Origin of the sequence: Vreelandella nanhaiensis, from assembly GCF_003990185.1 — a bacterium.
GTDB classification, from domain to species: domain Bacteria; phylum Pseudomonadota; class Gammaproteobacteria; order Pseudomonadales; family Halomonadaceae; genus Vreelandella; species Vreelandella nanhaiensis.
Genome location: NZ_RZHF01000004.1, coordinates 169,733 through 191,548, shown reverse-complemented (window position 1 = coordinate 191,548; position 21,816 = coordinate 169,733). Strand labels below are relative to the sequence as shown.

The window sequence follows — 21,816 nt, the reverse complement described above, 5'->3', positions numbered from 1 at the left end:
CGGCAGGAAGTGAAAACAATTTAGAGAGCAAATAACAAACTACAGAAGTTTATGCATGACATGAGTATCCACCGGCCCCAGAGTGGCGTGGCGGTAAGCATGGGGGACGGTACCCACGATATTGAACCCTAACCGCTGCCAAAGCGCCACGGCCACTTCATTGGTACTCACGACAGCATTGAACTGCATGGCCTTAAACCCAAGTGTTTGGGCTACCTGCTGAGAATGCTCGCACATGGCACGGGCAACGCCCTTGCCTCGGGCAGCTGCGGTTACCATGTAGCCGCAGTTACAGACATGATCGCCTGGGCCTGCTGCATTGGCTTTCAGGTAGTAGCTGCCCACCAATTCGCCTGACGCATCCTTTACCGCAAACGTGGCTTTGGGGGCTTCACACCAGAGTGTGTACGCCGCCTGATAGCTAATATCGGGGTCAATGGCGTAGGTTTGCTGTTCAGCCACAATGGCCTGAAAAGTCGGCCAGAAAAGGGCAAAAGCGTCGTCGTTCATGGGAGTAAAGGTAAGTGAGGACATTCTGAGTACCTGGTCAAGAGCCGTAAAACCAATAGCGCGGCTGGCTAGCTTAGCATTTATACAAGGCGCCACAACGCAGCGGTAGCAACCCCCGCTGTAATGGCTATCAATGGCTTGCGCACTATCAACATGGCCACCAGGGTCGCTAGCAGCGCAAACCGTGCTCCCCAATCGCCCTGAGCTGCAAGCGGCACGATGACCGCCACCAGCACCGACCCGGCCATGGCATTGATAAACCGCTCTACCTTAGGTCCAATAGGAATACGCGACATGATAATCGCGCCGCCAATACGGGTCGTAAAGGTGGTCAGTGCCATAATAAGAATCGCCAGCAGCGCTGTGGTGGTGGTCAATGGCACGCTAAGCCTCCTTTTGCGGGCTTGTCTGGGGAGTGAGCAAACCGGTTAACCCGCCCGCCAGCGCACCCACGATGACATGCGCATTGGGCGGCAAGTAGTAAAGCGCCAGAAGCGCGGCACCTCCCGCTACACACCAGGGAAGTAGCAGGGCAAGCGAGGGCTTGTGTTTACTGCCGACCAGCATGGCGAGTAAAAAACAGCCCATAATCACATCCAGCCCAAATCGTTCGGGTTCGCTAATCCCGCTGCCAAACACTACCCCCAGCAAGGTGCCCAGCATCCAGGCGGTCCACAGGGCGATGCCTCCGCCGAACAGCACACCTACATTCGTTTCTCCGCGCTGATGGTCACCGACGGCCATGGCCCAGTTGGAATCGCTCATTACCCCCAGGCAGGCATAGCGTTGGCCGGGAGGTAGGTGGCGTAACCAGGGGTAAAGTGAAGCGCCCATCAATAAATGACGGGCGTTAATCGCAAACGTGGTGGCGACAAGAGCGGTTAGCGGAATGGTGGGTCCCCAGAGTTCCAAGGCGGCAAACTGTGACGCGCCTGCGAATATCAACCCACTCATTAGCAGCGTTTCCAGACTGCTTAAACCGTGCTGAATGGCGGCAACCCCGAAAGCCAAGCCAAACGCCACCACAAACAGTGAAACGGGGGCCATGCGTTTAAAGCCCCGTAGTGTGCCTTGTGCGTCGAGCTTTGCGCTCATCGCACGGCGTCTGCCACAATTTCATAGCTGCGCATGCGGTCAGCGTGGCTAAAGAAGTCGCTGTTGATCATGAGCTCATCCGCCCCTGTACGCGCCTGGAAATCAGCAAGCCCCGCCTTGACGGTTTCGGGGCCGCCAATAATGGCCGCGCCCAGGAACTGGTTTACCTGTGACTGTTCCATGGGGGACCAATCCAATTGCTCGACCGGAGGCTGCGACTGGGTGGGTTTGCCGCGGATAAGATTGAGAAACTTTTGCTGTGCCGAGGTGGCCAGGTACTGCGCCATGGCATCGTTTTCAGCCGCGATTACCGGTAGCCCGACCATGGCATAGGGTTTATCCAGGTGCTCGGAAGGGCGGAAGTTATCACGATAAAGTCGCAGCGCCTCAAACAGATAACCGGGTGCAAATTGCGCGGCAAAAGCAAACGGCAGACCTAACCTTGCCGCCAGTTGAGCGCTGTAGCCGCTCGAACCCAAAAGCCAGATAGGCACGTTAGTTCCCTGACCAGGCACAGCCTTCACCTGCTGGCCAGGCTCTTCATCACCCAGGTAACGACGCAGCTCGTTTAGCTGTTCGGGAAAGTCGTCGACACCTGCGTGCATGCTGCGGCGCATTGCGCGCATGGTTGCGCCATCAGAACCAGGGGCGCGCCCCAGTCCCAGGTCGATGCGTCCAGGATAAAGGGTTTCCAGTGTGCCAAACTGTTCGGCAATCACCAGCGGCGGGTGGTTAGGCAGCATAATGCCACCACTGCCCACTCGGATGGTAGATGTCTGGCCCGCCACATGGCCAATCAAAACTGAGGTTGCCGCGCTGGCGATCCCGGCGATATTGTGGTGCTCGGCGAGCCAGTAGCGGGTATAGCCGAGTCGTTCGGTTAACTGTGCTAGCTCAACACTGTCGCGAAAAGTTTCACCGGCACTGCCACCCTGGCGTATAGGGGCTAGATCGAGCACAGAAAGTGCCGTCGAGGAAAGTTGGCTCATAATTCACCTACTATTGAAAACATGGGGCGTGTTTGAAAGACCAGGGCGCGTACGCAGTGGGAAAGCACGCGGCTTAAATCATTAGCACGCTTGGTAGTAGCGTGTTATGCGGGCTAAGAAGACAAAATGCAAGGAGCAGCCCACGCTGGGCTGCATAACATATTTGCTCGGTTACTCAGTCGGCGGGGTAGGACGAATCAGAATCTCATTAACATCGACATGAGCTGGCTGAGAAAGTGCGTAGATAACCGCGTTTGCGATATCGCGATCTTCCAGGGCATTTTCAGGCGATTCATCAAAGAAAGGCGTATCGACCATGCCGGGCTCAATCAAGGTAACCCGCATTCCGCTACCCCGCAGCTCTTCGCGAAGATTATATCCCACGCCGGTAACCGCCCACTTGGTAGCGCTGTACATGGAGCCGGGAATGGTGGTGCGGCCAGCAGCAGAGCCTGTCAACAGTACGTGGCCTTTATGGCGTTTAAGGGTTGGCAAGGTTGCCTGAAGCGTAAGACCCACTCCATAGACATTGGTTAGAATCATCTCGCGCCATGTAGTATGGTCAGCGCTGCTGAACCCACCCGATGAGCCGCTTTGCCCCGCATTGGCAAATACCGCATCCAGGCGACCAAAGGTTTCCAAGGTCTGATCGATCATCGCCAGCTGCTGTTCCATGTCGGTAACATCAAGCTCACAGGTCAGTACGTTTTCAGGGCCCAACTCATGGGCTAGTGCTTCCAGCTTGTCGGCTGAGCGGGCAGCCAGTACCAGCTTATAGCCTTCTCGGGCGGCAGCGCGTGCTGTCGCTGCACCAATGCCGCTTGATGCGCCGGTAATCAGTAACACGCCGTGTTGCATGGTTGGCACTCCTTGCTAAGCCATAGACAGGGACTTTTAGAATGGCTAATACATGAGCATCTTGCAAACCGTGCATAGGCGATTGATGAGCTATCTAGTACGAGCGTGCCTGATCCTTTTTCAATATGAGGGAAAGATCGAGAATAGCTTGTGCCATATCTGCCATGCTCCTGCTTTGATCCATCGATGTCTTGCGCAGGAAACGGTAAGCCTCCTCTTCACTCATGGACTGGTGCGCCATGATCAGCCCTTTGGCGCGTTCAATAAGCTTGCGTTCACGCAGCGTCTTGCGAGTGGTTTCCAGCTCATCACTCAAGCCTTGCAAACGGCTGGACTGTGCTTGGGTAAGCTCAATCAGCGACCGGCCAAGCGGGGAGGTCAGGGCGCTGGCGGTCAGGTCGCCAAGCGATTGGACCTGGCCCAGGGTCAACAACTGCTCACAAGGCGCGCTGGTAGGTCGGAAAGGCTGGGTTTTGGCCTGCTCAAGCGCTGCCTGAGCCTGGGAAATCTTACGGTAGCAAAGCGTCGTAAGCTGGGTATGCAGCGCATCTTCCACGGTTTTAATTGCATCGATACGCAGTGTGGTCAGCTCATACCAGGTTTCGCCTACCGCATTCGAAGTGGTATGGCTTGAAACCGGCTGGCAGGCAGCCTCGCGCAGCTGTTGAATGCCGGTAAGCGTGCTGGTTGAAACTGCTTGCTGCCAGCCAAGCTCGGCTTCTGGCGTAGCAAACTCAATAAAGGTAGTAAAGCAGCGTTGCTGATCTTCAATCAGCTGGCGGAGAAGCTGGCGATGGCGGTCATCAAAATGACCAAGGGTAAAACCAAAGGCGCCGCAGGCACGCTCCTGCCCTGCCAGCTCCTTGCCCTGCATAAGATGAAAGATTGCCACCAGGGTACGGGTGATATCCGGGTCGTCAGCAGTGTCGGCCGCTTCAAACACCACAGCGAGCAGGCCACTGATCAGATGATTGTAGGCCTGGGTGGCCGCATCCGGGGCAATGGCAAACGTATCAATGGCGCGGCGCAGAGCGTTCAGTTCGTCCAATGCGCTCCATACTGCGGCAATTCGGCGCAATAAGCGGGCTGCCGCCTGAGGTCGCGCTTCCTCACCTAGCGCCTCCAAGCGTTTTCGCATTAGCGCTTCGGCCTTCTGGCTATGTGTCAGGTAGGCCTGTCTGCGCGTCTTGAAGCGCTGGCCTTGCGAGGCAAGATAAACCGTAGAAGCACCCCGCTCGCGTTGAAGCATGTGGATAAAGCGGCTGATGTCGCCAACCATCTCCGAGGTCGTGGCCAAATGGGTAAGGTTGTCGATATCGCAACGTATGGCGGTTAAGAGCAGCTGCTGGGCAGATGACATGGCGTTTTCCTTTTCCTCTCTGCCTTAATCGTCCTGCCCCAGTGCGTAGATACGGCAAGGGCAGGGACGGTCTTGATGAATATAACGCCTGATGATGGCGTAGTGAGGGTTTTAACGTAATGAAAGCGCTCCTGCATTGGTGTCATCGCCCATTGCGTTACGGTAAGCACTGGCTTCCTGTGCTTCGGTGGCGTCGCTAAAGCGCACGACCAGCACACATGATGCTAATACCAACACGGTCAGCCCTAGATAAAAAAGCCCCTGCTGATAGCTCAGGCTTTCGCTGCGAAACAGAAACGCGGCTGAGACAGCACCTACATTGCCGCCTGCTCCCACAATGCCTGCAACGGCGCCCAGAGCTTTCTTGTTGATAAACGGCACCACGCCGAACGTGGCGCCCTCCGCCATCTGCACGAACAAGCTGAACACCAGCATGATGCCAATTGCCAGGCTCATAATGTGCATCTGCGAAAACGCGATCAGCGCAACCCCTTCGCAAATCAAAGCAATAAACAGCCAGCGCACGCGGCCCTTCAGGCCGCCCTGTTTGGCAAACATATCCGAGAAAACGCCGCCCAGCGTGCGGGCAAAGATATTCATCAGCCCGAATAGCCCGGCGATCAGCCCGGCGGTAGCCAGGCTCAAATTAAACTGGTCAAAAAAGTAGATGGCGGCAATATTGTTGATCGTAAGCTCAACGCCAAAACACAGCCCATAGACGATAAATAGCGCCCAGACACGAATGTCCTTCGCTGCTGCCAGAAAGCTCTGCATTGCGCCGTTTTCACCTGTTGCCTCGGGCAGCTCGCCGCGAGCGCGCAGGTCACTGAAGTTGCCGTCCGGCGCATCCTGAGTGAACAGCCAATAGCCAATGCCGGTAATCAACAGCACGACGCCGGGTACTACCATGGCCAGGCGCCAGCCAAGCGCCTCATTGACCCCCAGCATCAATAGCCCTGAGAAAATCAGTGGCATCAGAATCTGCGTGGTGCCGCCACCCAGGTTGCCCCAGCCAGCGCTGGTTGCATTGGCCGTGCCCACTACATTGGGTGCAAACATCATGGTGGTGTGGTACTGGGTAATAACAAACGAGGCGCCGATCGCGCCGATGGCCAAGCGGGCCAGTAGAAAGGTTTCGAAGCTGTTGGCAAAGCCAATACCCATCACGGGAATTGAGCCTAATACCAGCAGGCCCGTGTAGGTTTTACGCGGCCCTAGGCGGTCGCATAACAGGCCGATTAACAGGCGGACAATCACGGTAATTGCGACCGAGGCGATAATCGTGTTGCCGATTTGCGTTTGGGTCAGCGCAAGGTCCTCACGCACTACCGCCATTAGCGGGGCAATGCCGAACCAGCCGAAAAAACAGATATGAAACGCAAACCACGATAGGTGGAAGGCGCGCATTTGTGGCGTCGAGAAATTCAACAACCGTATACGATTGGCTTTGTTACGTATGTCCATGGAATGGCCTCTCAGGATCACCAGTTGAGCATCACGTAACGCCGAATCGCTATATCGCGTCACGTGTTTTACGAGAACAAGCCTTCGTCGTTGAAGGTCAGGCTCGACGCACTCGTACCCGGTTGGGCCTGGTCTACGCCTACCACCACAAAGCCTAGTGAAGCAATTAGTTCGCCAAAGGAAATTTTTGGTATTTTTATCAGCTGGTTATGTATTTTTAGAGGGGCGAAAAACCATTGTGCTGTTGTGAGGCGCGCTATTGATGGGCATACCGTGGACTGCATGCCTCACATTAGTGCTATCTATTCGTGCAGATAAACCGAGTCAACATCCAGGGTCGAATGCTGGCCAATGGCGGCAAAGTTTTCCTCCAGCCAGCGCTCGGCGGCGGCTCGCCCTTGTTCGAAAAGGTGGGAAAGAAACGCCCACTCTGAATTGAGCTTGCTGGATACCGAAAGCCCCTCCAGCGCCTGTTCACCACTGATGCGATGAAACAGCGCCTGCTGGTAGCAGTTTTCGATGCCTTGTTCTTCCAGTGCATGTTGAAGCAGCGCGATCATGCGGATCTCTTTGATCAAGGCAGAGTTGAAGGTAATCTCGTTTAGCCTGTTCATGATGGCCGCGGCCGAGGTGGGAACTGTTTCGCGGCTGATGGGATTGATCTGCACCAGCAGAATATCTCGCGAGCTGCACTCTTCCATCAGAGGAAATAACGCCGGATTACCCATATAGCCGCCGTCCCAATAGGCCTCGCCGTCAATTTCAACCGCTTGAAAGACGTGCGGCAGGCAGGCTGAGGCCATGATGGCATCCAGACTCATCTCTTCACGGCGAAAGACGCGCTGCTTACCTGAGCGCACGTTGGTCGCTGTCACAAACAGTTTGAGCTGCTTGCACTGGCGTACTCGCTCAAAATCGATGTATTCGGCTACGATCTCACGCAGTGGATTGATGTTAAGCGGGTTGAACTGATAGGGCGATACCAGGCGAGTCATGATATCCATGGCGAGATAGCCTGGGGAGCGGTCAAGACTCCAGTTGCCGGTCCAGACATCCATGGGGGAGCGTCTTATGGGGCTTGCCATGCCGGCGCGGCTGACGGCTTGCCAAAAATCCTTCAAGGCCTGCCGGGCGAGGGGCTTGTCGCCCCGGGTTAAGGCATCCGCCATCACCACGCCGTTCATGGCGCCGGCACTGGTGCCGCTGATGCCTTCTATCTCGATACGTTCATCTTCCAGCAGGCGATCAATCACGCCCCAGGAATAAGCACCGTGCGCGCCACCGCCTTGTAAAGCGAGATCCAGCTTCTTGACTTGCGTCATAGGGCCTCATGCGTTCGTGAGTTTAATGCTCTTTAGCATGGCATAAGAACGCAGGCGTGCCAGAAGAAGCTGTCTAGCGCTGTGCCAAATGAGTGGTATGGGATTGCGTGCAGTGTAAGAAGCTTGAAGTGGCAATCCACTCCTGATCAGGGTAATAAGCAAATACATACTGATCTTCGCGTAAGCTATCGATCAACGGGTAAGTAATATCCTGGCGTACCGCCGGGCAGCCATGGCTACGGCCCAGGCGTCCGGTTTGGGCAATAAAGTCATCGCTTACATAGTCGGCACCATGAATCACAATCGCACGCTCATAGGCCAGATCGTTGACCTCGGGTTCAAGCCCGTTGAGCCTTAATGAATAGCCGTTGCGTCCATAGTAGCTGTTCATGGTGCGAAATAGCCCAAGGCTTGATTGGTAGCTCTCAGGGGTATTGGAAAAGGCCTCGGCGTAAGCGTCGCCAGACCCCTGGCCGTGAGACACCAGCTCTTCAAACAGCAGTTTATGTTCATGCAAATCAAATACCCACAGGCGGGGTTCGGTTGACGGTAGCGAGTAGTCGATAACGGCTAGTCGCTCGGCATTCGGGTCCGCACAGCTAAGTGCTTGAGCTGCAAGGCGCAGGGCTTCAGGGGTAGCGCTAGGAGCTAGTTGAAGAAGCTGATGCTGGAGCGGTGAAACACCAGGGGGCGAGGCGGCAGCAACGCTTGAAAAAAAACTACTCGCTTGAAGGGGAAGGCTAAGTAACGCTAACGGCACACAGCACAACACGGAAAAAGGGCGCAAACGGGTTACCATACAGAGCAATCCTGCCGACGATATTGACGACGAAAATAAGTAAACGGCTATGATAGAAGTAATCATGCTGCAAATGGGAACTCATAGTAACGCAAGGAGAGGGCGATGAACGAGATGCAGACACTAAGACAATGGGCGATAGGGGCCGCTCTAGGTCTGGCGATGTCCCAAATCCCCTTCGGCGCAGTGCTGGCGTACGCAGCTAATGAGCCGCTTCAACAAGCACTTACTCTGCAGGGCCAAGCCGACAGTCAGGGGCAATTGCCGGTGGAAGAATTTTATCAACTGCGTAACGAAAAGTTGGCCTGGCAGAGTGAATCGGCAGTTCAGGCATTGGTTGCTGCGCTTAATGCGCTTGAAGATGATGGTTTAAACCCGGCAGATTACCGTGCTGACATGTTGATGGGGGCCTTTAAGAGTAGCCAGAATGCCGGGGAGTCTGTCCAGGCTGCCTTCGATATCCAGGCAACCCGCGCGTTGCTACTGGCGCTTGACCACCTGGAGCGTGGCAAGGTCAACCCGCGAGACGTTGAACCCAGCTGGGACGTCACGCGTCCTGAACGGCGCTACTCGCTCTTGAGAGTCACACACGCGGTTGATGACCAGGACCTGGAACGTGCTTTTAACCTGGCGCGGCCAGCCTCCAGCGAGTATCAGCAGCTGCGTGAAGCGTTAAGCCAGTATCGCCAGATCGCCATGTTGGGCAGTGCGCCTTATCTTGGCTCGAGAGAGGAGTCGCTGCGCCTGGGTGATGTCGACGATGACGTAACCACACTGCGCCAACGCCTGACACTGTGGGGCGAAACCGGCCTGCTCTCGGCGGATAGCAGTGCCTATCCGATGATTGGCGTACAGGTGGCAGGGGGTGATAAGCGTGCCTTTGACGCTGAGCTTGAAGCGGCGGTAAAGCGTTTTCAACGACGCCATCAGCTTAAGGAAGACGGCGTTGTCGGCGAGCAGACGCGTCTAGCACTTAATGCTCCTGTCACCTCCCGGGTCGATCAGTTGCGGGTTAATCTGGAACGCGCCCGCTGGATAGGCCCCATGCAAGCTAGTGAGCCGCGTGTCTGGGTCGATATTGCTGGCTTCCAGTTGCACTATATCCGCCCGAGTGGACAGCAGTGGAATGCCCGGGTAGTGGTTGGATCGCCGCGCCGCGAAACGCCCATCATTCATTCGTCTATTAGCCATCTGACGATTAATCCCAGTTGGACGATTCCGCCTACCATCATGCGTGAGGATGTTCTGCCTCGTGTACGTCAGAACGCCGACTATCTGGCTCAGCACAATATGCAGGTAATCAATATGGCCGGCGCACAGCTAGACCCCGCCGAGGTGGATTGGCAACGCCCTGGAGGCGTTATGCTGCGCCAGGAAGCGGGGAGCGGTAATCCGCTGGGTAGAATCGTGGTGCGCTTCCCCAACGATGACATGATTTACCTGCACGATACGCCGGCCCAAGGGCTTTTTCAGCGTAACCAGCGGGCCTTGAGTTCTGGCTGCATACGCGTGGAGGGCGTGCGAGAATTCGCTGAGATGCTGCTTCAGGATAGCGGCAGCCGCTATCAGCTCAGTACGCTGCTAAATAGTGGAGGCAGTGACCGCAACGTGAACCTGCCGCAGCGCATCCCGGTGGCACTGCACTATTTGACTGCCTGGCCAAATGCTGAGGGCGAAGTCGAATTTCGTTCAGATATCTATCGCCGCGACGCTACACTGCTCGCCGCCCTGCAACGCTCGGTGTAGCGTCTGGCCAGCAGCCTGCAGTTTGAAATTATCGCCCTGCAAACAGTAACGCCGCCCATTGGGCGGCGTTACTGTTTTAGGAGGCGAGGGCGAGGGCGGTTATTCGGCGTCACTCTCCGGCTGATAGCCTGCAACGCTGATGGTACCTGTCTCGCCGCTATCCAGCGCGGCCAGCATGGGTTCGGCCTGACGCTGGAAAGCAATCAACGTATCGCCGCTTAGCCCCATGTTTTCCGGCAGATCGACCGTCATGGCATTCACCGGCGAGTTATTAACGATGACTTCGTAATGCAAATGAGGACCAGTGCTGCGCCCGGTATTGCCTGAAAGCGCAATACGCTCACCCATGGTTACCCGATCGCCCTGGCTGACCAAAGGCTGAGAAAGATGCAGGTAGCGTGTACGGTAGCCGTTATCATGGCGTACCACGATGTAGCGTCCGGCGGCAGGGTGGTTGGCTACCCGCTCGACGCGGCCGTTGGCCGGAGCAATCACTGGGGTGCCAATTGGCATGGCAAAATCTGTACCGTTATGCGGGCTGATACGGCCGGTTACCGGATGCTTGCGCTGAGGGTTGAAGTTCGAGCTCAAGCGGTAGCTGCCCTCAAATGGGTAGCGCGCAAAGGACGGGTCGAGGCTGTTGCCGTCGGGCGTGTAGAAATTGTCGTCTGTAGCGTTACGCACCACGGTAAGATCCATGCGTTCGCCATTGTACTTGACCGCCAGCACGCGTGAGTCGAGCGTTTCACCTTCGATCATATCGGACTCGACCAGCACCTGGAATTGATCACCCCGGCGGCTATCACGTCGAAAATCCAGCTTTTTCTCGAGCAGTTTGGTCAGCTCAGTTACAGAGCTGCTGCTTAAGCCGGTGGCTTGAGCGGAGCGGGCAAAACTACCGCTAACGCTACCTGCATAAAGGCGCTGAACCGGTTCACCCTGTCGCTCGATGGCGGTAACGGCAAACTGGTTGTCTTCGCTTTCGACCAATACCCCATCACGCGTGTTTTTCATCATGCGAAGCGACATCAGGCGGCCATTTTCATCCAGCTGGTAGTCAAAGCTATGGCCTGCCTGCCAGTTGGTCAGCATCCGCGGTTCTGGCAAATCATCAAGCAATGCCAATGCCTCGCTGTAGCCTAGACCCAGCTCATTTTGCGCCAGCACCGCAAAGGTCTCACCGGATTCAACAATATGTGTTTTCCATTCCGGTACAAACGGCTCTTCAGCAGCGAGCTCAAGTTCAAGAAACGAGACGTCGTCGAATAGGTCGATTCCGTAGTCTTCATAAGAAGTGGCATTGGCGATTTCGACTGAAGAAGTAGAATCGATATCGAGCATGCCGCTTGCCAGCGTACCGACAACAATGGCCATATGCAGCGCGCCATGATCAAGCGCGGTACCTGGCGGGGTCGTATCGGCGATAGAGGCTTCAGCGCTGGAGATAACGTCAAGGTCAATAACCTCCTTGACTGCTAAATCGCTAAGCGGGATATGTTCGCGGGTGGCGTCAATCGCGCGGGAGGCACGGTTGATTGCATCAGCGACCGACGTTCGCTCTTGGTGAAGCGATGGAATGCCGGGAGCCGAGTCACTTGGAAGCGGTACTAACACGCTTTCAATTGGAGTATGGGGTTGGTTCAGATCTTGATACGTTGTAATTAATTTTTGTGCGCCCAACACAGTGACCATTGTGGCCACGGGTAACAGTAACAATTTATGCGTGCGGGGCAGCGAATGTAGGATTCGCAACATGGGTAAATAGGCCGCCGAGTTCGTGATCAAAAAAGTAGTATGGAAGCAAGCCCGGGAACCTTACCCCATGAAGGAAGGGGTTAATAGACTGTATATCCATACAATCTGCATGCCTCTGACAGGAAGTTAAATATAATTAGAACATTGCCTGCTTATGCATGCTTATTGCTAACAAAAGTAAGCATTTAGGTAAAAAAATGTTACCTAATGTAGGCTGCTTTTCACAGTCATCAATGCTACTAGCGTTCTCTTTGTTAACCTAACCATAGACAACATGGTCTCTATGTGAAAGTTTTATAAAGAACGATTAAGCTGCAAGCAGGTTTAATTCAAAAGGCTTACTTTTATTGTTAGTAAAAACAGTCATTTAAATAATTTATATATTAGTTAAGTTATGCCCGACTGCGATAGAGAGAATAACTTGAGTAGAATAAGAGTCCCTCATGCTTAAGCTGAGCTTCTTATCGCCAGTTTTTTTTGTAACAAAAAGTTAATTGGGAGCTTGAGGGCTAATTTTCGGCTCAATAAGAACAATGAACCCAAAAGTGTTACCTCAAATAGAGGTTAGCTGCAGCAGGGAATTGGCACGTTCTTGGCCTATAAGCGAAATGTAGAGTGAAAATACAATATTCGCGGTGAATTGCTGGCATCCTAGCGGTATTTTTCGAAGATCAGGCGGATTATTTCGCTGTGAAGCGTTGAGGAAATCGAAATGTCTCGGGTAACACTTTCACAATGGCAAATGCTGGCGGCGGTCGTGGATCATGGAGGGTTTGCGCGCGCGGCGGAAGTTGTCCACAAAAGTCCTTCTACCTTAAATCATGCCGTTCACAAGCTGGAAGAGCAGCTAGGTGTGCAGGTACTTGAACCCATTGGTCGTCAGGTACGCCTGACCGAGGCAGGCGAATTACTGCTTCGCCGTGCGCGTCAACTGATCGAGAGTGCAGCGTCGCTGGAAGACGTTGCTTCACGCCTGGCATCGGGCCTTGAGGCTGAGATAGTGCTGGCGATTGATCAGGTGTTTCCAGCGTCAGCCCAAGCCAAGGCACTTGAGCGCTTTTCAGAAACCTACCCGCAGGTGCGTGTGCAGCTGCATGAAAGCGTACTCAATGGCGGGATCGAAATGCTCTATGATGGACGCGCGGATTTAGTGATATCAGGCATCGAAGCGCAGGGCTTTCTAGGCGAGCCGCTGGTGAGCGTTCGTTTTGTCGCAGTGGCGCACCCTGATCATCCGCTGCATCAGTTGGGGCGGGTTCTTGATCTTCGCGACCTGGCGCAATATCGGCAGCTGGTCGTGCGTGACTCGGCACTGCGCCAATCCACTAACGCCGGTTGGCTTAAAGCCGAGCAGCGCTGGACCGTAGGCCACTTGAATACCTCGCTGGACATGTTGAAGCGAGGCCTAGGATTTGCCTGGATGCCGGAAACGCGTATTGCAGATGACATTTGCCAGGGACGGCTCAAGCCGCTTCCGCTGGCAGCAGGCTGCGTTCGCGTGGTGCCTATCCAAATGATCTTCCGGGATCGTGACCGAGCAGGGCCAGCTGCCCATGCCATGGCTGCAGCGCTAAAGCAGGCGGTTGAAGAGCAGTGCCTGGAAAGCTTCGATTCTCTCGAATGAAACACAGTAAAACATCCGCTTGAGCCTTTGCATCAGAGGGCTATGCTAGGGTCAGTTGGGCAAATAGCCTGATGATCACCCTTTCAGGAGATGACCTATGGGCCTGCTCGTTAATGGCGAATGGCATGATCAGTGGTATGACACGAAAAAAAGCGGAGGTGAATTTATCCGTGAATCGGCCCAGCTACGCGACTGGGTAGGCAGCCAGCCCGAAACCGATGGCACGTGCTATCCGGCAGAAAAAAATCGCTATCACCTTTATGTCTCGCTAGCTTGTCCCTGGGCGCATCGTGTATTGATCATGCGCAAGCTCAAGGGTCTTGATTCACTGATCAATGTTTCCTATACAAGCCCACTGATGCTCGATAAGGGCTGGACTTACCAAAGAGATGAAGGTTCAAGCGGTGACACGCTCAACGGCGTGGACTATCACTACCAGCTCTATACCATGACGGACCCCGCCTATACTGGCCGTGTAACCGTACCGGTGCTGTGGGACAGAAAACGCAGCGCGATTGTTAATAACGAGTCGGCTGATTTAATGCGCATCCTTAATTGCGCCTTTGACGAGTTGACGGGCAACGTGTTGGACCTCTACCCGGATGATCTGCGCGACGTCATAGATAACATCAACGCTGATATCTATGACCATATTAACAATGGGGTGTACAAGACAGGCTTTGCCACCGAGCAGAGAGTTTATGAAAAACATGTAAAAGCACTTTTTGAAGCGCTTGAGCGTGTCGAAAAACGTCTGGCTACCCAGCGCTATCTGGCGGGAGAATGGCTAACGGAAGCGGATATTCGCCTGTTTACCACCCTAATCCGGTTTGATGCCGTTTATTACGGCCACTTCAAATGCAACTTCAAGCGTATTGAAGACTTTCCCAATTTGGCCAACTACGTGCGTGAAATTTACCAATGGCCGGGCATTGCTGAAACGGTCGATATGGATCATATAAAACGCCACTACTATTATAGCCATGACAACATCAATCCGACACGTATCGTGCCTGCCGGGCCGCTGCTTGATTTCGAGCGCCCCCACGACCGGGAGCGCTTGCCGGGGCAGGGTATACGCAAGAAATAAGGCTTTATAGAAAGCCAACAATTAAACAGGCCGCCCGGTGGGCGGCCTGTTTGTTTTAGCTGTTAAGCTGACCAGTCGGTAACTTTAAAATAGCCACTATCATATAGCGACTATAAAAGGGTTACTCGTTATCTGATACGGCTTCACGCGTTGACTGCCATGCGCTTTGTGCACCATCACGCGTGGTTTCCCAAGCATCACGTGCATTGGCTTTGGTTTGTTCCCACCAGTCGCGATTATAGGCGGGGAAGGCTTCGACCTCTTCATGCGTCGCATTCAAAATAATCCGATGCTCAGTCTCACCATCATCTTCTGTATGTGTTTCAAGCGAGAAGTAATCAGTACCCACTACGATCTCACGACCGCCCAAGCCTAGTACAGAGCCGCTTTCGATAACCAATGCATTAATGCGCATCTCTTCATCAAACAAAATATTATCGACTTCACCAATCTCGTCGCCAGAGCCATTGGCAAAGTAAACCTCTGCATCAAGAATATCTTCAGCAGAATACATGCCCTGTGGCTCTTGCTCTGAAGCCTGTACGCCAAATGCCAGGCTGCCTAGCAGTGCCGTAGTGATCGCGGTAGTTAGCATTGACTTACGCATAGCTTCTCTCCCTGTGGCAATAAACGATAGTGGTGGCTTTTCAAGACAAGCTGTCAGTACAGGCCACTTCACTACCCATAGCGAAATAGTCATCAAAATGGATAAGCAGGCAGCTTACAGACCGTTGGCCCAGTCATCGGCACGTTTTTCAGCCTGCTCACGCTCAAGACCGTACTTCTGCTGCAGTTTCCCAACCAACTGATCTTTCTTGCCGCCGATCTGGTCAAGCTCATCATCCGAGAGCTCGCCCCAGCTAGCACGGGCCTTGCCTTTGACTTCAGTCCATTTACCTTCAATTTGGTCCCAGTTCATATATCACTCCTTGAATTGCTGAACATGCAAAGGTATCTCTTAAGTTAGACTAGATTTACACAACTTCAAGTTTAGGTGTTTAATGTTGGTAAAGTAAAAAAGCTGGTCATTCATGAAGTGGGGTGTTAGGATGCGCGCTCCTCGCATGTGTTGACCCCTCCATCACGACGATAAGCATTTACCTGTGTAGCTGTATATTCATACGCAGGAAAGCTTGCGGGAACATCTAGCCAGTTGCAGATGTTCATTGCTGTGAAGATGGCGCGCCTCCAGCATTTCACCAAACGGGTGAAATCGGCGCAGAAGGTCGCCACAGCGGTTGGCTCTTGATAATAGGTTTGCCAACCGGATGCTAGGTGCGACCGGCGTCTCCGACTCCACTGATGACATTATCCGCTTGGCGGAGTCTGTTTATTGATGCGTTTTATGCAGCGATAACAGAGTCAGAGACGCTTACGATGTTTTTTGCCGGTACTGCCGGCCTACCAAGGTGTGATTAATGACCTCGACTTCTGTCGCCTCGCCGAGCTTCGGCGATCTGGCTCTATTGCCTGCCGTTCTGTCTGCTGTTGAAGCACAGGGCTATCTAGTTCCGTCGCCGATCCAGGCGCAAACCATTCCTGCGCTGTTAGAAGGTCGCGATATGCTGGGCCAGGCACAAACTGGTACCGGTAAAACCGCTGCATTTGCTTTACCGTTATTGTCACGTCTGGATATCCAGCGTCGTGTGCCCCAAGTGTTAGTAATGGCCCCGACCCGCGAGCTTGCTCAGCAGGTTGCAGCCTCATTTAGTAAGTATGGTCAAAACCTGCAGGGTCTCGAAGTTGCGACGCTGTGTGGTGGTCAAGAGTATCGTGAGCAGCTAGGCGCGCTGAAGCGCGGTGCCCAAGTCATCGTTGGCACCCCTGGCCGTATTATCGATCACCTGGATCGTGGCAGCTTGAAGCTGGATGGCTTGTCAGCGCTCGTGTTAGACGAAGCTGACGAAATGCTGCGCATGGGCTTTATCGACGACGTTAAACGTGTGGTCGCCGATACCCCGAAAGATGCACAGCGTGTGTTCTTCTCGGCTACCCTTCCGACTGAAATCGAGCGCATTGTTAACCGTTACTTGGTTGACCCGGTAAAAGTGGCGATTGAATCGCGCACGACCACCGGTGAAAACATTGAACAGCGTATTGTGCGCGTTGACGGCGGTGCCAAGCTTGAAGCGCTTGCGCGTATTCTTGAAGTCGAGCCGGTCGATGCCGCTATTGTCTTCGTGCGTACCCGTGCTGCTTGTACCACGCTGGTTGAGCAACTGACTGCGCGCGGCGTAAATGCCGCTGGCCTGTCCGGTGATCTGGATCAAAGCCTGCGTGAACGTACAATTACTCGCTTGAAGCGTAGCAAGGTCGATGTACTGATTGCGACTGATGTTGCCGCGCGTGGTCTTGACGTGCCGCGTATTACGCACGTTATCAACTACGATCTGCCGCAAGACGCAGAAGCCTACACGCACCGCATCGGCCGTACCGGTCGTGCCGGGCGTAGCGGCATCGCGATTACCTTCGCCGGTTTCCGCGAAGGCCGTAAAGTAGGTTGGATGGAGCAGGCGACTGGTCAGAAAATGACCGAAATGCCGCTGCCTGACGAAGCTGCTATCCGCGCTCACCGCGACGAAGTTTTCCACCACCGTGTGGTAGCTGCGTTGACTAAAGGCGCTGAAGAACAGCGTGCACTGGTCGAGCGTCTGGTTGAAGAAGGTCATGACCCGATCGAGCTGGCCTGTGCGTTTGCTGCCATGGCACGTGCTGATGAGGCGCCGATTGGCCGCCTGCAGGCGCCGCGTAAAGAGCGTGCTCCGCGTGATGGCGGCAGCGCCAAGCCGGGAGCCCGTCGTGAGCGTGGCGAGCGTGGTGAGCGCCCGCGTGCACCCAGCGAAGGCATGACCCGCTACCGCGTATCCGTTGGCCATAAGGATGGCGTCAAGCCAGGCCAACTGGTTGGCGCACTGGCCAATGAAGGCGGTATTGAAGGTGCGCGTATCGGTCGTATTGATATTCGTAACGCCTTCTCGGTTGTTGAGCTGCCCAGTGGCCTGCCTGCCACGATTCTGACCAAGATGGCGCGTGCCCGCGTTGCTGGCCGTCCGTTGGAAATCAGCGAAGATAGCGCGCCCGAGCGTGCTCCGCGCCGTCGCCGTGACGATGGCGATGCGCCGATCCGTCGTCGCGAAGCGTAGGCGTATAAGCGCTCGCTAGCGGTATCTGCCGCGTCCTGAAATGCCCCCGCCCGGAAACGGTGCGGGGGCATTTTTTTGCTACGCTAAAAACATCCCGCTAAACACGACAGGGAGTCAATGATGAAAACAGCGCTACATGAATGGAATCTGGCTCCTAAAGAGGCCATTGCCTTACAAAAAGAGCTTGCCCAGAAGTTGGAGTTAACTGACCGTATTGATCCGGTTACCCATATTGCTGGTATGGATATTGGTTTTGAGGATAACGGCGACACAACACGCGCCGCCGTGGTGCTGCTCCGTTGGGACCCTGCCACCGCGCCGGATCTCACCGTGGTCGAACAGATTGTTCACCGCGAGCCCACACGCATGCCGTATATTCCGGGGCTGCTCTCGTTTCGTGAAATTCCGGCCGCACTAGGCGCGTTTGAGAAACTCAGCATCATGCCCGAGCTGATCATGGTCGATGGGCAGGGAATTGCCCACCCACGCAGGCTGGGGATTGCTGCGCATCTGGGGCTGTGGCTCGATTTGCCCACGATTGGGGTTGCCAAGTCTCGTCTATACGGAAAGCATGACGAGGTAGGCGAGGAGCGAGGCGAGTGGGTGCCGCTGCGCTCAGGCCGCGACACCATCGGTGCAGTGCTGCGTTCACGTAACAAGGTGAAGCCGGTGTTTGTCTCCCCTGGCCACCGCATTAGCCTGGAAACCTCCCTTGAATGGGTGATGCGCTGCTTAGGGCGCACCAAACTGCCCGAGCCAACCCGTCTGGCGGACCGGCTCGCTTCGCGCCGCGACCAGCGTAAGCAGACCGTTATACAAACGTCAGAAAACGTGTCAGCAGACTAGCCGCTTCAGGCGCCTCCATCACGTTGGCAGATAGGCTGCCGGGGTCTTCGCCCTGGTCGCGCAGTGCGGCACGCTGGCGCTCTATATAAGCTCGCATGACGGCCGGGGTAAACTCTGGATGAAACTGTACGCTCCATTGGCGTGGGCCGTAGCGCAGCGCCTGATGAGCATCATGGTGATTGTGGGCCAGCACGGTCGCGCTAGCGGGTGCCTGCAAAACGGTCTGCGCATGGGTAAGATGGGCGTCAAAGCGTTGCGGTAATTGACCAAACAGCGGGTCTTGCTGGCCTTCTTGCGTCAGCTGCACGCCATGGGTGCCTGACTCACGGCCAGCCGGGTGATAGTCGCTGACACCGCCAAAGGCTGCCGCCATTAGCTGGTGTCCATAGCAGACGCCCAGCATGGGAATATCACTTTCCAGCGCCTCTTTCAGCCAAGGCTTAAGGGCCTCGCTCCAGGGCTCGGCTTCGCTTACCATGCTATGGGAGCCGGTAATCACAATGCCTGCTAATGTATCCAGGGAAGGTGCTTTGGCATGACGCTTGGCATCCCATACTTGCAGGTGTAAATGCGCTGGCAATGCGGTGTTTAACTGATTTAAAAATAGCGTTTCAAAATCGCCATGTTGGTCGGCTACTTCTGGATAAGCGTCACCGGTTTTAACGATCAGTACACAGGTCATATCACTCCCTCGGTGAAATGCAGCGCAAATGTTAACCCTGCGCTTCGCGATAAGTCTGCAAAGCGCGGCAGATAGCCTACCATGGCTTCTCAGATGGTAAGAACGCATTCATCATCAACGATATAAGGAATACGTAATGCAACAGGTTACCCGTGCAGGCGAACCAATGGATGTCGCCGGTTTACTGCCTGCCAAAGGGCAGACAGCCCCTGCGATGACGCTGACCAATAGCGACCTGCAGGACGTCACGTTGGATACCTATGCAGGCAAGCGTAAGGTGCTCAATATTATTCCCAGCGTGGATACTCCCACCTGCGCTATGTCCACACGGCGCTTTAACGAGCTTGCCTCCAACCTTGCAGATACAGTAGTGCTGGTGGTATCTGCGGATTTGCCGTTTGCTGCCAAACGGTTTTGTGGCGCTGAAGGGCTGGATAACGTCAAAACGTTATCAACCTTCCGTCATCCTGATTTCCAGGAAACCTGGGGGGTGGCGCTATGCAATAGCCCCATGGCTGGCCTGTGCGCGCGCGCCGTTGTGGTATTGGATGCCGATAACCGCGTACTGCATAGTGAGCTTGTCAGCGAAATCAAAAATGAGCCTGATTACGATGCTGCGCTGGCGGCGCTTAATGCGTAGCGTTTAGCGGTCGTTTGGCGGCTTCCAGCAGCGCCCGAATCAGGCGCTGCTGGGGGCGGTTGAAAATCAGCCATTCTGGATGCCACTGCACGCCAATTAAAAAGTCGTGCTCGCGAGATTCGATACCCTGCACTAGTCCATCCCGGTCTCGGGCCACGATCTCGACTCCCTTGCCCGCCTTGTTGACCGCCTGATGATGAAGGCTATTGACGCGGCACCAGGTGACGCCCAGCAACTGGTAGAGTTGGCTGTCACCGACAATATCAACGGTTTTACGTGGCAATACCGTGCGTCTGCGCTTTAACCCTTCGTGAGTGGTGTAAATGTCAGGGTCCAGCGTACCACCTAGATGTACGTTGATAAGCTGTGCGCCTCGGCAGATACCCAGTACCGGCGTATTCAGCGGTATAAAACGTTCGAGCAGGGCAAGTTCCAGCTCGTCTCGGGCCGGGTCAAGGCGAACGTCCAGTTGAATCTCACCGCCATAAAGGGTGGCCTGGATATCATCGCCGCCGCCAATGATCAGGCCATCAAGGTACTCTGGCAGGGGGCGGGAAGGGGATAAGCGTAAGGGCCTTCCGCCATGGCGCCATACGGCAAACCAGTCAAACCACCAGGCAAGCTGGCTTTTAGCATCTGAAGTGGTGATTCCGATCAGCGGCCGTGACATTCAGATAACTTCCCTTCGAGTGTCCAAAAAATGAGCATGCGTTCACGTTAATGCCGCTTCGCCCAGTGCATCAGCTTGTCTTTCAGGCGCGATAAAAAGGGCCGGTTGTGCTCGGCAATATATTCAGCACAGCGTGCATGAAGGACTGCCTTTTTAGCGGCCAGTTTTTCTACTTCGACCCAACGGTTCCACTCGGTAACCGCTCCCCATCCCGGTTGCGAAAGCTGGGCGTTGGGCAGCCGGTAATGAAAAGTGGGGCGGGGTTTGATCAGCTTTGTATGTAGCAGTTCGTGAGTGTGGTCAGGGCGCAGATAGGCAAATAAAGGAAGTAGGTCAAGCTCGCGGTTTCGCGTGGCGTTATAATGCAGGTAGTCGTCAATAAACGTATCCAGGTCCGGCTGGTAGCGGCTATCCAGAACCTTTAATGCGTAGTCTTTGGGAAAAGGATTGGCATGGGGCAACACTTCGCGGGTGATGTCGACCCGGATTTCATCGCGTAGCCAATGGGCCATCAGCAGGTAAGCGCGCAGCATCGTTAATAGATACTCAACGTCCAGGCGCTCGACCTCAAGGTTAAGGTGCAGGCCAAATCCGTACAGCAGGCTGGCGTCAGTTCCTTTAGCCCCCTGATCGCGCAGCGCCTGAAAAATGGTATCCAGGTTTTCAAGCTCACTCCAGGGAATCGGCGGGCAGACCAGCTCTGTCGGTACCAGACCTGATACCATATCACCAATCAGTTCACGAGTTTTTTGATGAAACTCCACCCGGCGTTGGTGCTGATGTCGCTTCCATTCACTATCCTGATCACTACTCTCGTCAAGCAACGCCTGGTCAGGATGGGCATACTGGGTGTCTAGCTCAATACCGAATACGCCCCAGCGACTGTTTTCAACCAATAGGCGGTGAGGGCTGACAACGTTAAGCTCGCCTCCGAACAGCTCACGTACTACCTGGGCCGTATCACGCGGTGGGAGGCCAGCAAACTCGATTTCAACGCCAACGTGTCGCAGCTTTCCATCACTATTGAACCGGTTTGGGGGAGCTTGCAGCGTCATCTCGGCATCCTGTGAAATGAACGTTTAAACTATCAGCCTATCATAGTCCCGCATGAAGATAGTCGCGCACGAAGATAGTCGCGCACGAAGATAGTCGCGCATGAAGGCTGAGCCGATTCCGTTGAGTAGCGCGTGATGATTGGCTACTTCACCGTACGGGGACATTTA

At 54.7% G+C, this 21,816-nt stretch carries 21 protein-coding genes; 6 read left to right on the top strand and 15 right to left on the bottom strand.

Translation table 11 applies throughout. The features are described 5' to 3' along the window. Positions 1-39 precede the first annotated feature (39 nt). From ELY38_RS01300 to ELY38_RS01260, 9 genes are all read right to left on the bottom strand, one after another. Positions 40-534, bottom strand: coding sequence for a GNAT family N-acetyltransferase (locus ELY38_RS01300; protein ID WP_127059716.1), 495 nt, complete (start codon positions 532-534; stop codon positions 40-42). A 56-nt stretch (positions 535-590) separates the two neighbouring features. Continuing rightward, a complete protein-coding gene (locus ELY38_RS01295) occupies positions 591-893 on the bottom strand; it encodes an AzlD family protein (protein ID WP_127059715.1) in 303 nt (100 codons plus the stop codon). A 1-nt stretch (position 894) separates the two neighbouring features. Then, positions 895-1,557: an AzlC family ABC transporter permease gene (locus ELY38_RS01290; protein WP_246009041.1), complete on the bottom strand. Its 663-nt coding sequence runs from the start codon at positions 1,555-1,557 to the stop codon at positions 895-897. 44 nt (positions 1,558-1,601) lie between these two features. Continuing rightward, positions 1,602-2,594, bottom strand: coding sequence for an LLM class flavin-dependent oxidoreductase (locus ELY38_RS01285; RefSeq protein WP_127059713.1), 993 nt, complete (start codon positions 2,592-2,594; stop codon positions 1,602-1,604). A gap of 171 nt (positions 2,595-2,765) precedes the next feature. Further along, complete coding sequence (locus ELY38_RS01280) at positions 2,766-3,452, bottom strand: SDR family oxidoreductase (protein ID WP_127059712.1); 687 nt, start codon at positions 3,450-3,452, stop codon at positions 2,766-2,768. Between the two features lie 94 nt (positions 3,453-3,546). Next, the gene (locus ELY38_RS01275) at positions 3,547-4,812 is read right to left on the bottom strand and encodes a nitrate regulatory protein (RefSeq protein WP_127059711.1); all 1,266 of its coding nucleotides are present in this window, start codon (positions 4,810-4,812) and stop codon (positions 3,547-3,549) included. Positions 4,813-4,923: 111 nt separating this feature from the next. Beyond that, entirely contained in the window at positions 4,924-6,276 is a 1,353-nt protein-coding gene (locus tag ELY38_RS01270; RefSeq protein WP_127059710.1) for an MFS transporter, read from the bottom strand. A 302-nt stretch (positions 6,277-6,578) separates the two neighbouring features. Continuing rightward, on the bottom strand, positions 6,579-7,598 hold the full coding sequence (locus ELY38_RS01265; RefSeq protein ID WP_127059709.1) for a patatin-like phospholipase family protein: 1,020 nt from the start codon (positions 7,596-7,598) through the stop codon (positions 6,579-6,581). 73 nt (positions 7,599-7,671) lie between these two features. Then, positions 7,672-8,397 carry a murein L,D-transpeptidase catalytic domain family protein gene (locus ELY38_RS01260; protein ID WP_127059708.1) on the bottom strand — a complete coding sequence of 242 codons (726 nt, stop codon included), beginning with the start codon at positions 8,395-8,397 and terminating at the stop codon, positions 7,672-7,674. Between the two features lie 105 nt (positions 8,398-8,502). On the opposite strand from ELY38_RS01260, the gene ELY38_RS01255 reads away from it, so the two are divergent. Then, the gene (locus ELY38_RS01255) at positions 8,503-10,143 is read left to right on the top strand and encodes a L,D-transpeptidase family protein (RefSeq protein WP_127059707.1); all 1,641 of its coding nucleotides are present in this window, start codon (positions 8,503-8,505) and stop codon (positions 10,141-10,143) included. A 99-nt stretch (positions 10,144-10,242) separates the two neighbouring features. Here ELY38_RS01255 and ELY38_RS01250 read toward each other — a convergent pair whose 3' ends face one another. Further along, positions 10,243-11,898, bottom strand: a complete 1,656-nt coding sequence (locus tag ELY38_RS01250; protein ID WP_127059706.1) for a peptidoglycan DD-metalloendopeptidase family protein — start codon at positions 11,896-11,898, stop codon at positions 10,243-10,245. A 712-nt stretch (positions 11,899-12,610) separates the two neighbouring features. Between ELY38_RS01250 and ELY38_RS01245 the strand changes: the two genes are divergently transcribed. Together ELY38_RS01245 and ELY38_RS01240 are read left to right on the top strand one after the other, a co-directional pair. After that, the gene (locus tag ELY38_RS01245) at positions 12,611-13,522 is read left to right on the top strand and encodes a LysR family transcriptional regulator (protein WP_127059705.1); all 912 of its coding nucleotides are present in this window, start codon (positions 12,611-12,613) and stop codon (positions 13,520-13,522) included. A gap of 97 nt (positions 13,523-13,619) precedes the next feature. Continuing rightward, positions 13,620-14,612 (top strand): glutathione S-transferase family protein, encoded by a 993-nt coding sequence (locus ELY38_RS01240; protein ID WP_127059704.1) that lies wholly within the window; start codon positions 13,620-13,622, stop codon positions 14,610-14,612. A gap of 121 nt (positions 14,613-14,733) precedes the next feature. Here ELY38_RS01240 and ELY38_RS01235 read toward each other — a convergent pair whose 3' ends face one another. Further along, positions 14,734-15,219, bottom strand: a complete 486-nt coding sequence (locus ELY38_RS01235; RefSeq protein WP_127059703.1) for a PRC-barrel domain-containing protein — start codon at positions 15,217-15,219, stop codon at positions 14,734-14,736. Positions 15,220-15,333: 114 nt separating this feature from the next. Beyond that, complete coding sequence (locus tag ELY38_RS01230; protein ID WP_127059702.1) at positions 15,334-15,531, bottom strand: CsbD family protein; 198 nt, start codon at positions 15,529-15,531, stop codon at positions 15,334-15,336. A gap of 499 nt (positions 15,532-16,030) precedes the next feature. Between ELY38_RS01230 and ELY38_RS01220 the strand changes: the two genes are divergently transcribed. Both ELY38_RS01220 and nfi read left to right on the top strand, forming a co-directional pair. Continuing rightward, on the top strand, positions 16,031-17,755 hold the full coding sequence (locus tag ELY38_RS01220; protein WP_127059701.1) for a DEAD/DEAH box helicase: 1,725 nt from the start codon (positions 16,031-16,033) through the stop codon (positions 17,753-17,755). A gap of 120 nt (positions 17,756-17,875) precedes the next feature. Then, complete coding sequence (gene nfi, locus ELY38_RS01215; protein ID WP_127059700.1) at positions 17,876-18,601, top strand: deoxyribonuclease V; 726 nt, start codon at positions 17,876-17,878, stop codon at positions 18,599-18,601. Here the strand turns inward: nfi and ELY38_RS01210 are convergent. Next, the gene (locus ELY38_RS01210) at positions 18,567-19,283 is read right to left on the bottom strand and encodes a glutamine amidotransferase (protein WP_127059699.1); all 717 of its coding nucleotides are present in this window, start codon (positions 19,281-19,283) and stop codon (positions 18,567-18,569) included. The genes nfi and ELY38_RS01210 overlap by 35 nt on opposite strands. Before the next feature lie 136 nt (positions 19,284-19,419). Between ELY38_RS01210 and tpx the strand changes: the two genes are divergently transcribed. After that, the gene (tpx, locus tag ELY38_RS01205) at positions 19,420-19,923 is read left to right on the top strand and encodes a thiol peroxidase (RefSeq protein ID WP_127059698.1); all 504 of its coding nucleotides are present in this window, start codon (positions 19,420-19,422) and stop codon (positions 19,921-19,923) included. Here the strand turns inward: tpx and ELY38_RS01200 are convergent. Then, positions 19,913-20,593, bottom strand: coding sequence for a gamma-glutamyl-gamma-aminobutyrate hydrolase family protein (locus ELY38_RS01200; RefSeq protein ID WP_127059697.1), 681 nt, complete (start codon positions 20,591-20,593; stop codon positions 19,913-19,915). The genes tpx and ELY38_RS01200 overlap by 11 nt on opposite strands. A gap of 47 nt (positions 20,594-20,640) precedes the next feature. Next, positions 20,641-21,648, bottom strand: coding sequence for an amidoligase family protein (locus ELY38_RS01195; protein ID WP_127059696.1), 1,008 nt, complete (start codon positions 21,646-21,648; stop codon positions 20,641-20,643). Positions 21,649-21,816: the final 168 nt, after the last annotated feature.

Bases quoted from the DNA above. Each gene is read 5' to 3' on its own strand.
- ELY38_RS01300 (WP_127059716.1), bottom strand. From the start codon at position 534: ATGTCCTCACTTACCTTTACTCCCATGAACGACGACGCTTTTGCCCTT.
- ELY38_RS01290 (WP_246009041.1), bottom strand. From the start codon at position 1,557: ATGGCCCCCGTTTCACTGTTTGTGGTGGCGTTTGGCTTGGCTTTCGGG.
- ELY38_RS01285 (WP_127059713.1), bottom strand. From the start codon at position 2,594: ATGAGCCAACTTTCCTCGACGGCACTTTCTGTGCTCGATCTAGCCCCT.
- ELY38_RS01280 (WP_127059712.1), bottom strand. From the start codon at position 3,452: ATGCAACACGGCGTGTTACTGATTACCGGCGCATCAAGCGGCATTGGT.
- ELY38_RS01275 (WP_127059711.1), bottom strand. From the start codon at position 4,812: ATGTCATCTGCCCAGCAGCTGCTCTTAACCGCCATACGTTGCGATATC.
- ELY38_RS01270 (WP_127059710.1), bottom strand. From the start codon at position 6,276: ATGGACATACGTAACAAAGCCAATCGTATACGGTTGTTGAATTTCTCG.
- ELY38_RS01265 (WP_127059709.1), bottom strand. From the start codon at position 7,598: ATGACGCAAGTCAAGAAGCTGGATCTCGCTTTACAAGGCGGTGGCGCG.
- ELY38_RS01260 (WP_127059708.1), bottom strand. From the start codon at position 8,397: ATGGTAACCCGTTTGCGCCCTTTTTCCGTGTTGTGCTGTGTGCCGTTA.
- ELY38_RS01255 (WP_127059707.1), top strand. From the start codon at position 8,503: ATGAACGAGATGCAGACACTAAGACAATGGGCGATAGGGGCCGCTCTA.
- ELY38_RS01250 (WP_127059706.1), bottom strand. From the start codon at position 11,898: ATGTTGCGAATCCTACATTCGCTGCCCCGCACGCATAAATTGTTACTG.
- ELY38_RS01245 (WP_127059705.1), top strand. From the start codon at position 12,611: ATGTCTCGGGTAACACTTTCACAATGGCAAATGCTGGCGGCGGTCGTG.
- ELY38_RS01240 (WP_127059704.1), top strand. From the start codon at position 13,620: ATGGGCCTGCTCGTTAATGGCGAATGGCATGATCAGTGGTATGACACG.
- ELY38_RS01235 (WP_127059703.1), bottom strand. From the start codon at position 15,219: ATGCGTAAGTCAATGCTAACTACCGCGATCACTACGGCACTGCTAGGC.
- ELY38_RS01230 (WP_127059702.1), bottom strand. From the start codon at position 15,531: ATGAACTGGGACCAAATTGAAGGTAAATGGACTGAAGTCAAAGGCAAG.
- ELY38_RS01220 (WP_127059701.1), top strand. From the start codon at position 16,031: ATGACCTCGACTTCTGTCGCCTCGCCGAGCTTCGGCGATCTGGCTCTA.
- nfi (WP_127059700.1), top strand. From the start codon at position 17,876: ATGAAAACAGCGCTACATGAATGGAATCTGGCTCCTAAAGAGGCCATT.
- ELY38_RS01210 (WP_127059699.1), bottom strand. From the start codon at position 19,283: ATGACCTGTGTACTGATCGTTAAAACCGGTGACGCTTATCCAGAAGTA.
- tpx (WP_127059698.1), top strand. From the start codon at position 19,420: ATGCAACAGGTTACCCGTGCAGGCGAACCAATGGATGTCGCCGGTTTA.
- ELY38_RS01200 (WP_127059697.1), bottom strand. From the start codon at position 20,593: ATGTCACGGCCGCTGATCGGAATCACCACTTCAGATGCTAAAAGCCAG.
- ELY38_RS01195 (WP_127059696.1), bottom strand. From the start codon at position 21,648: ATGACGCTGCAAGCTCCCCCAAACCGGTTCAATAGTGATGGAAAGCTG.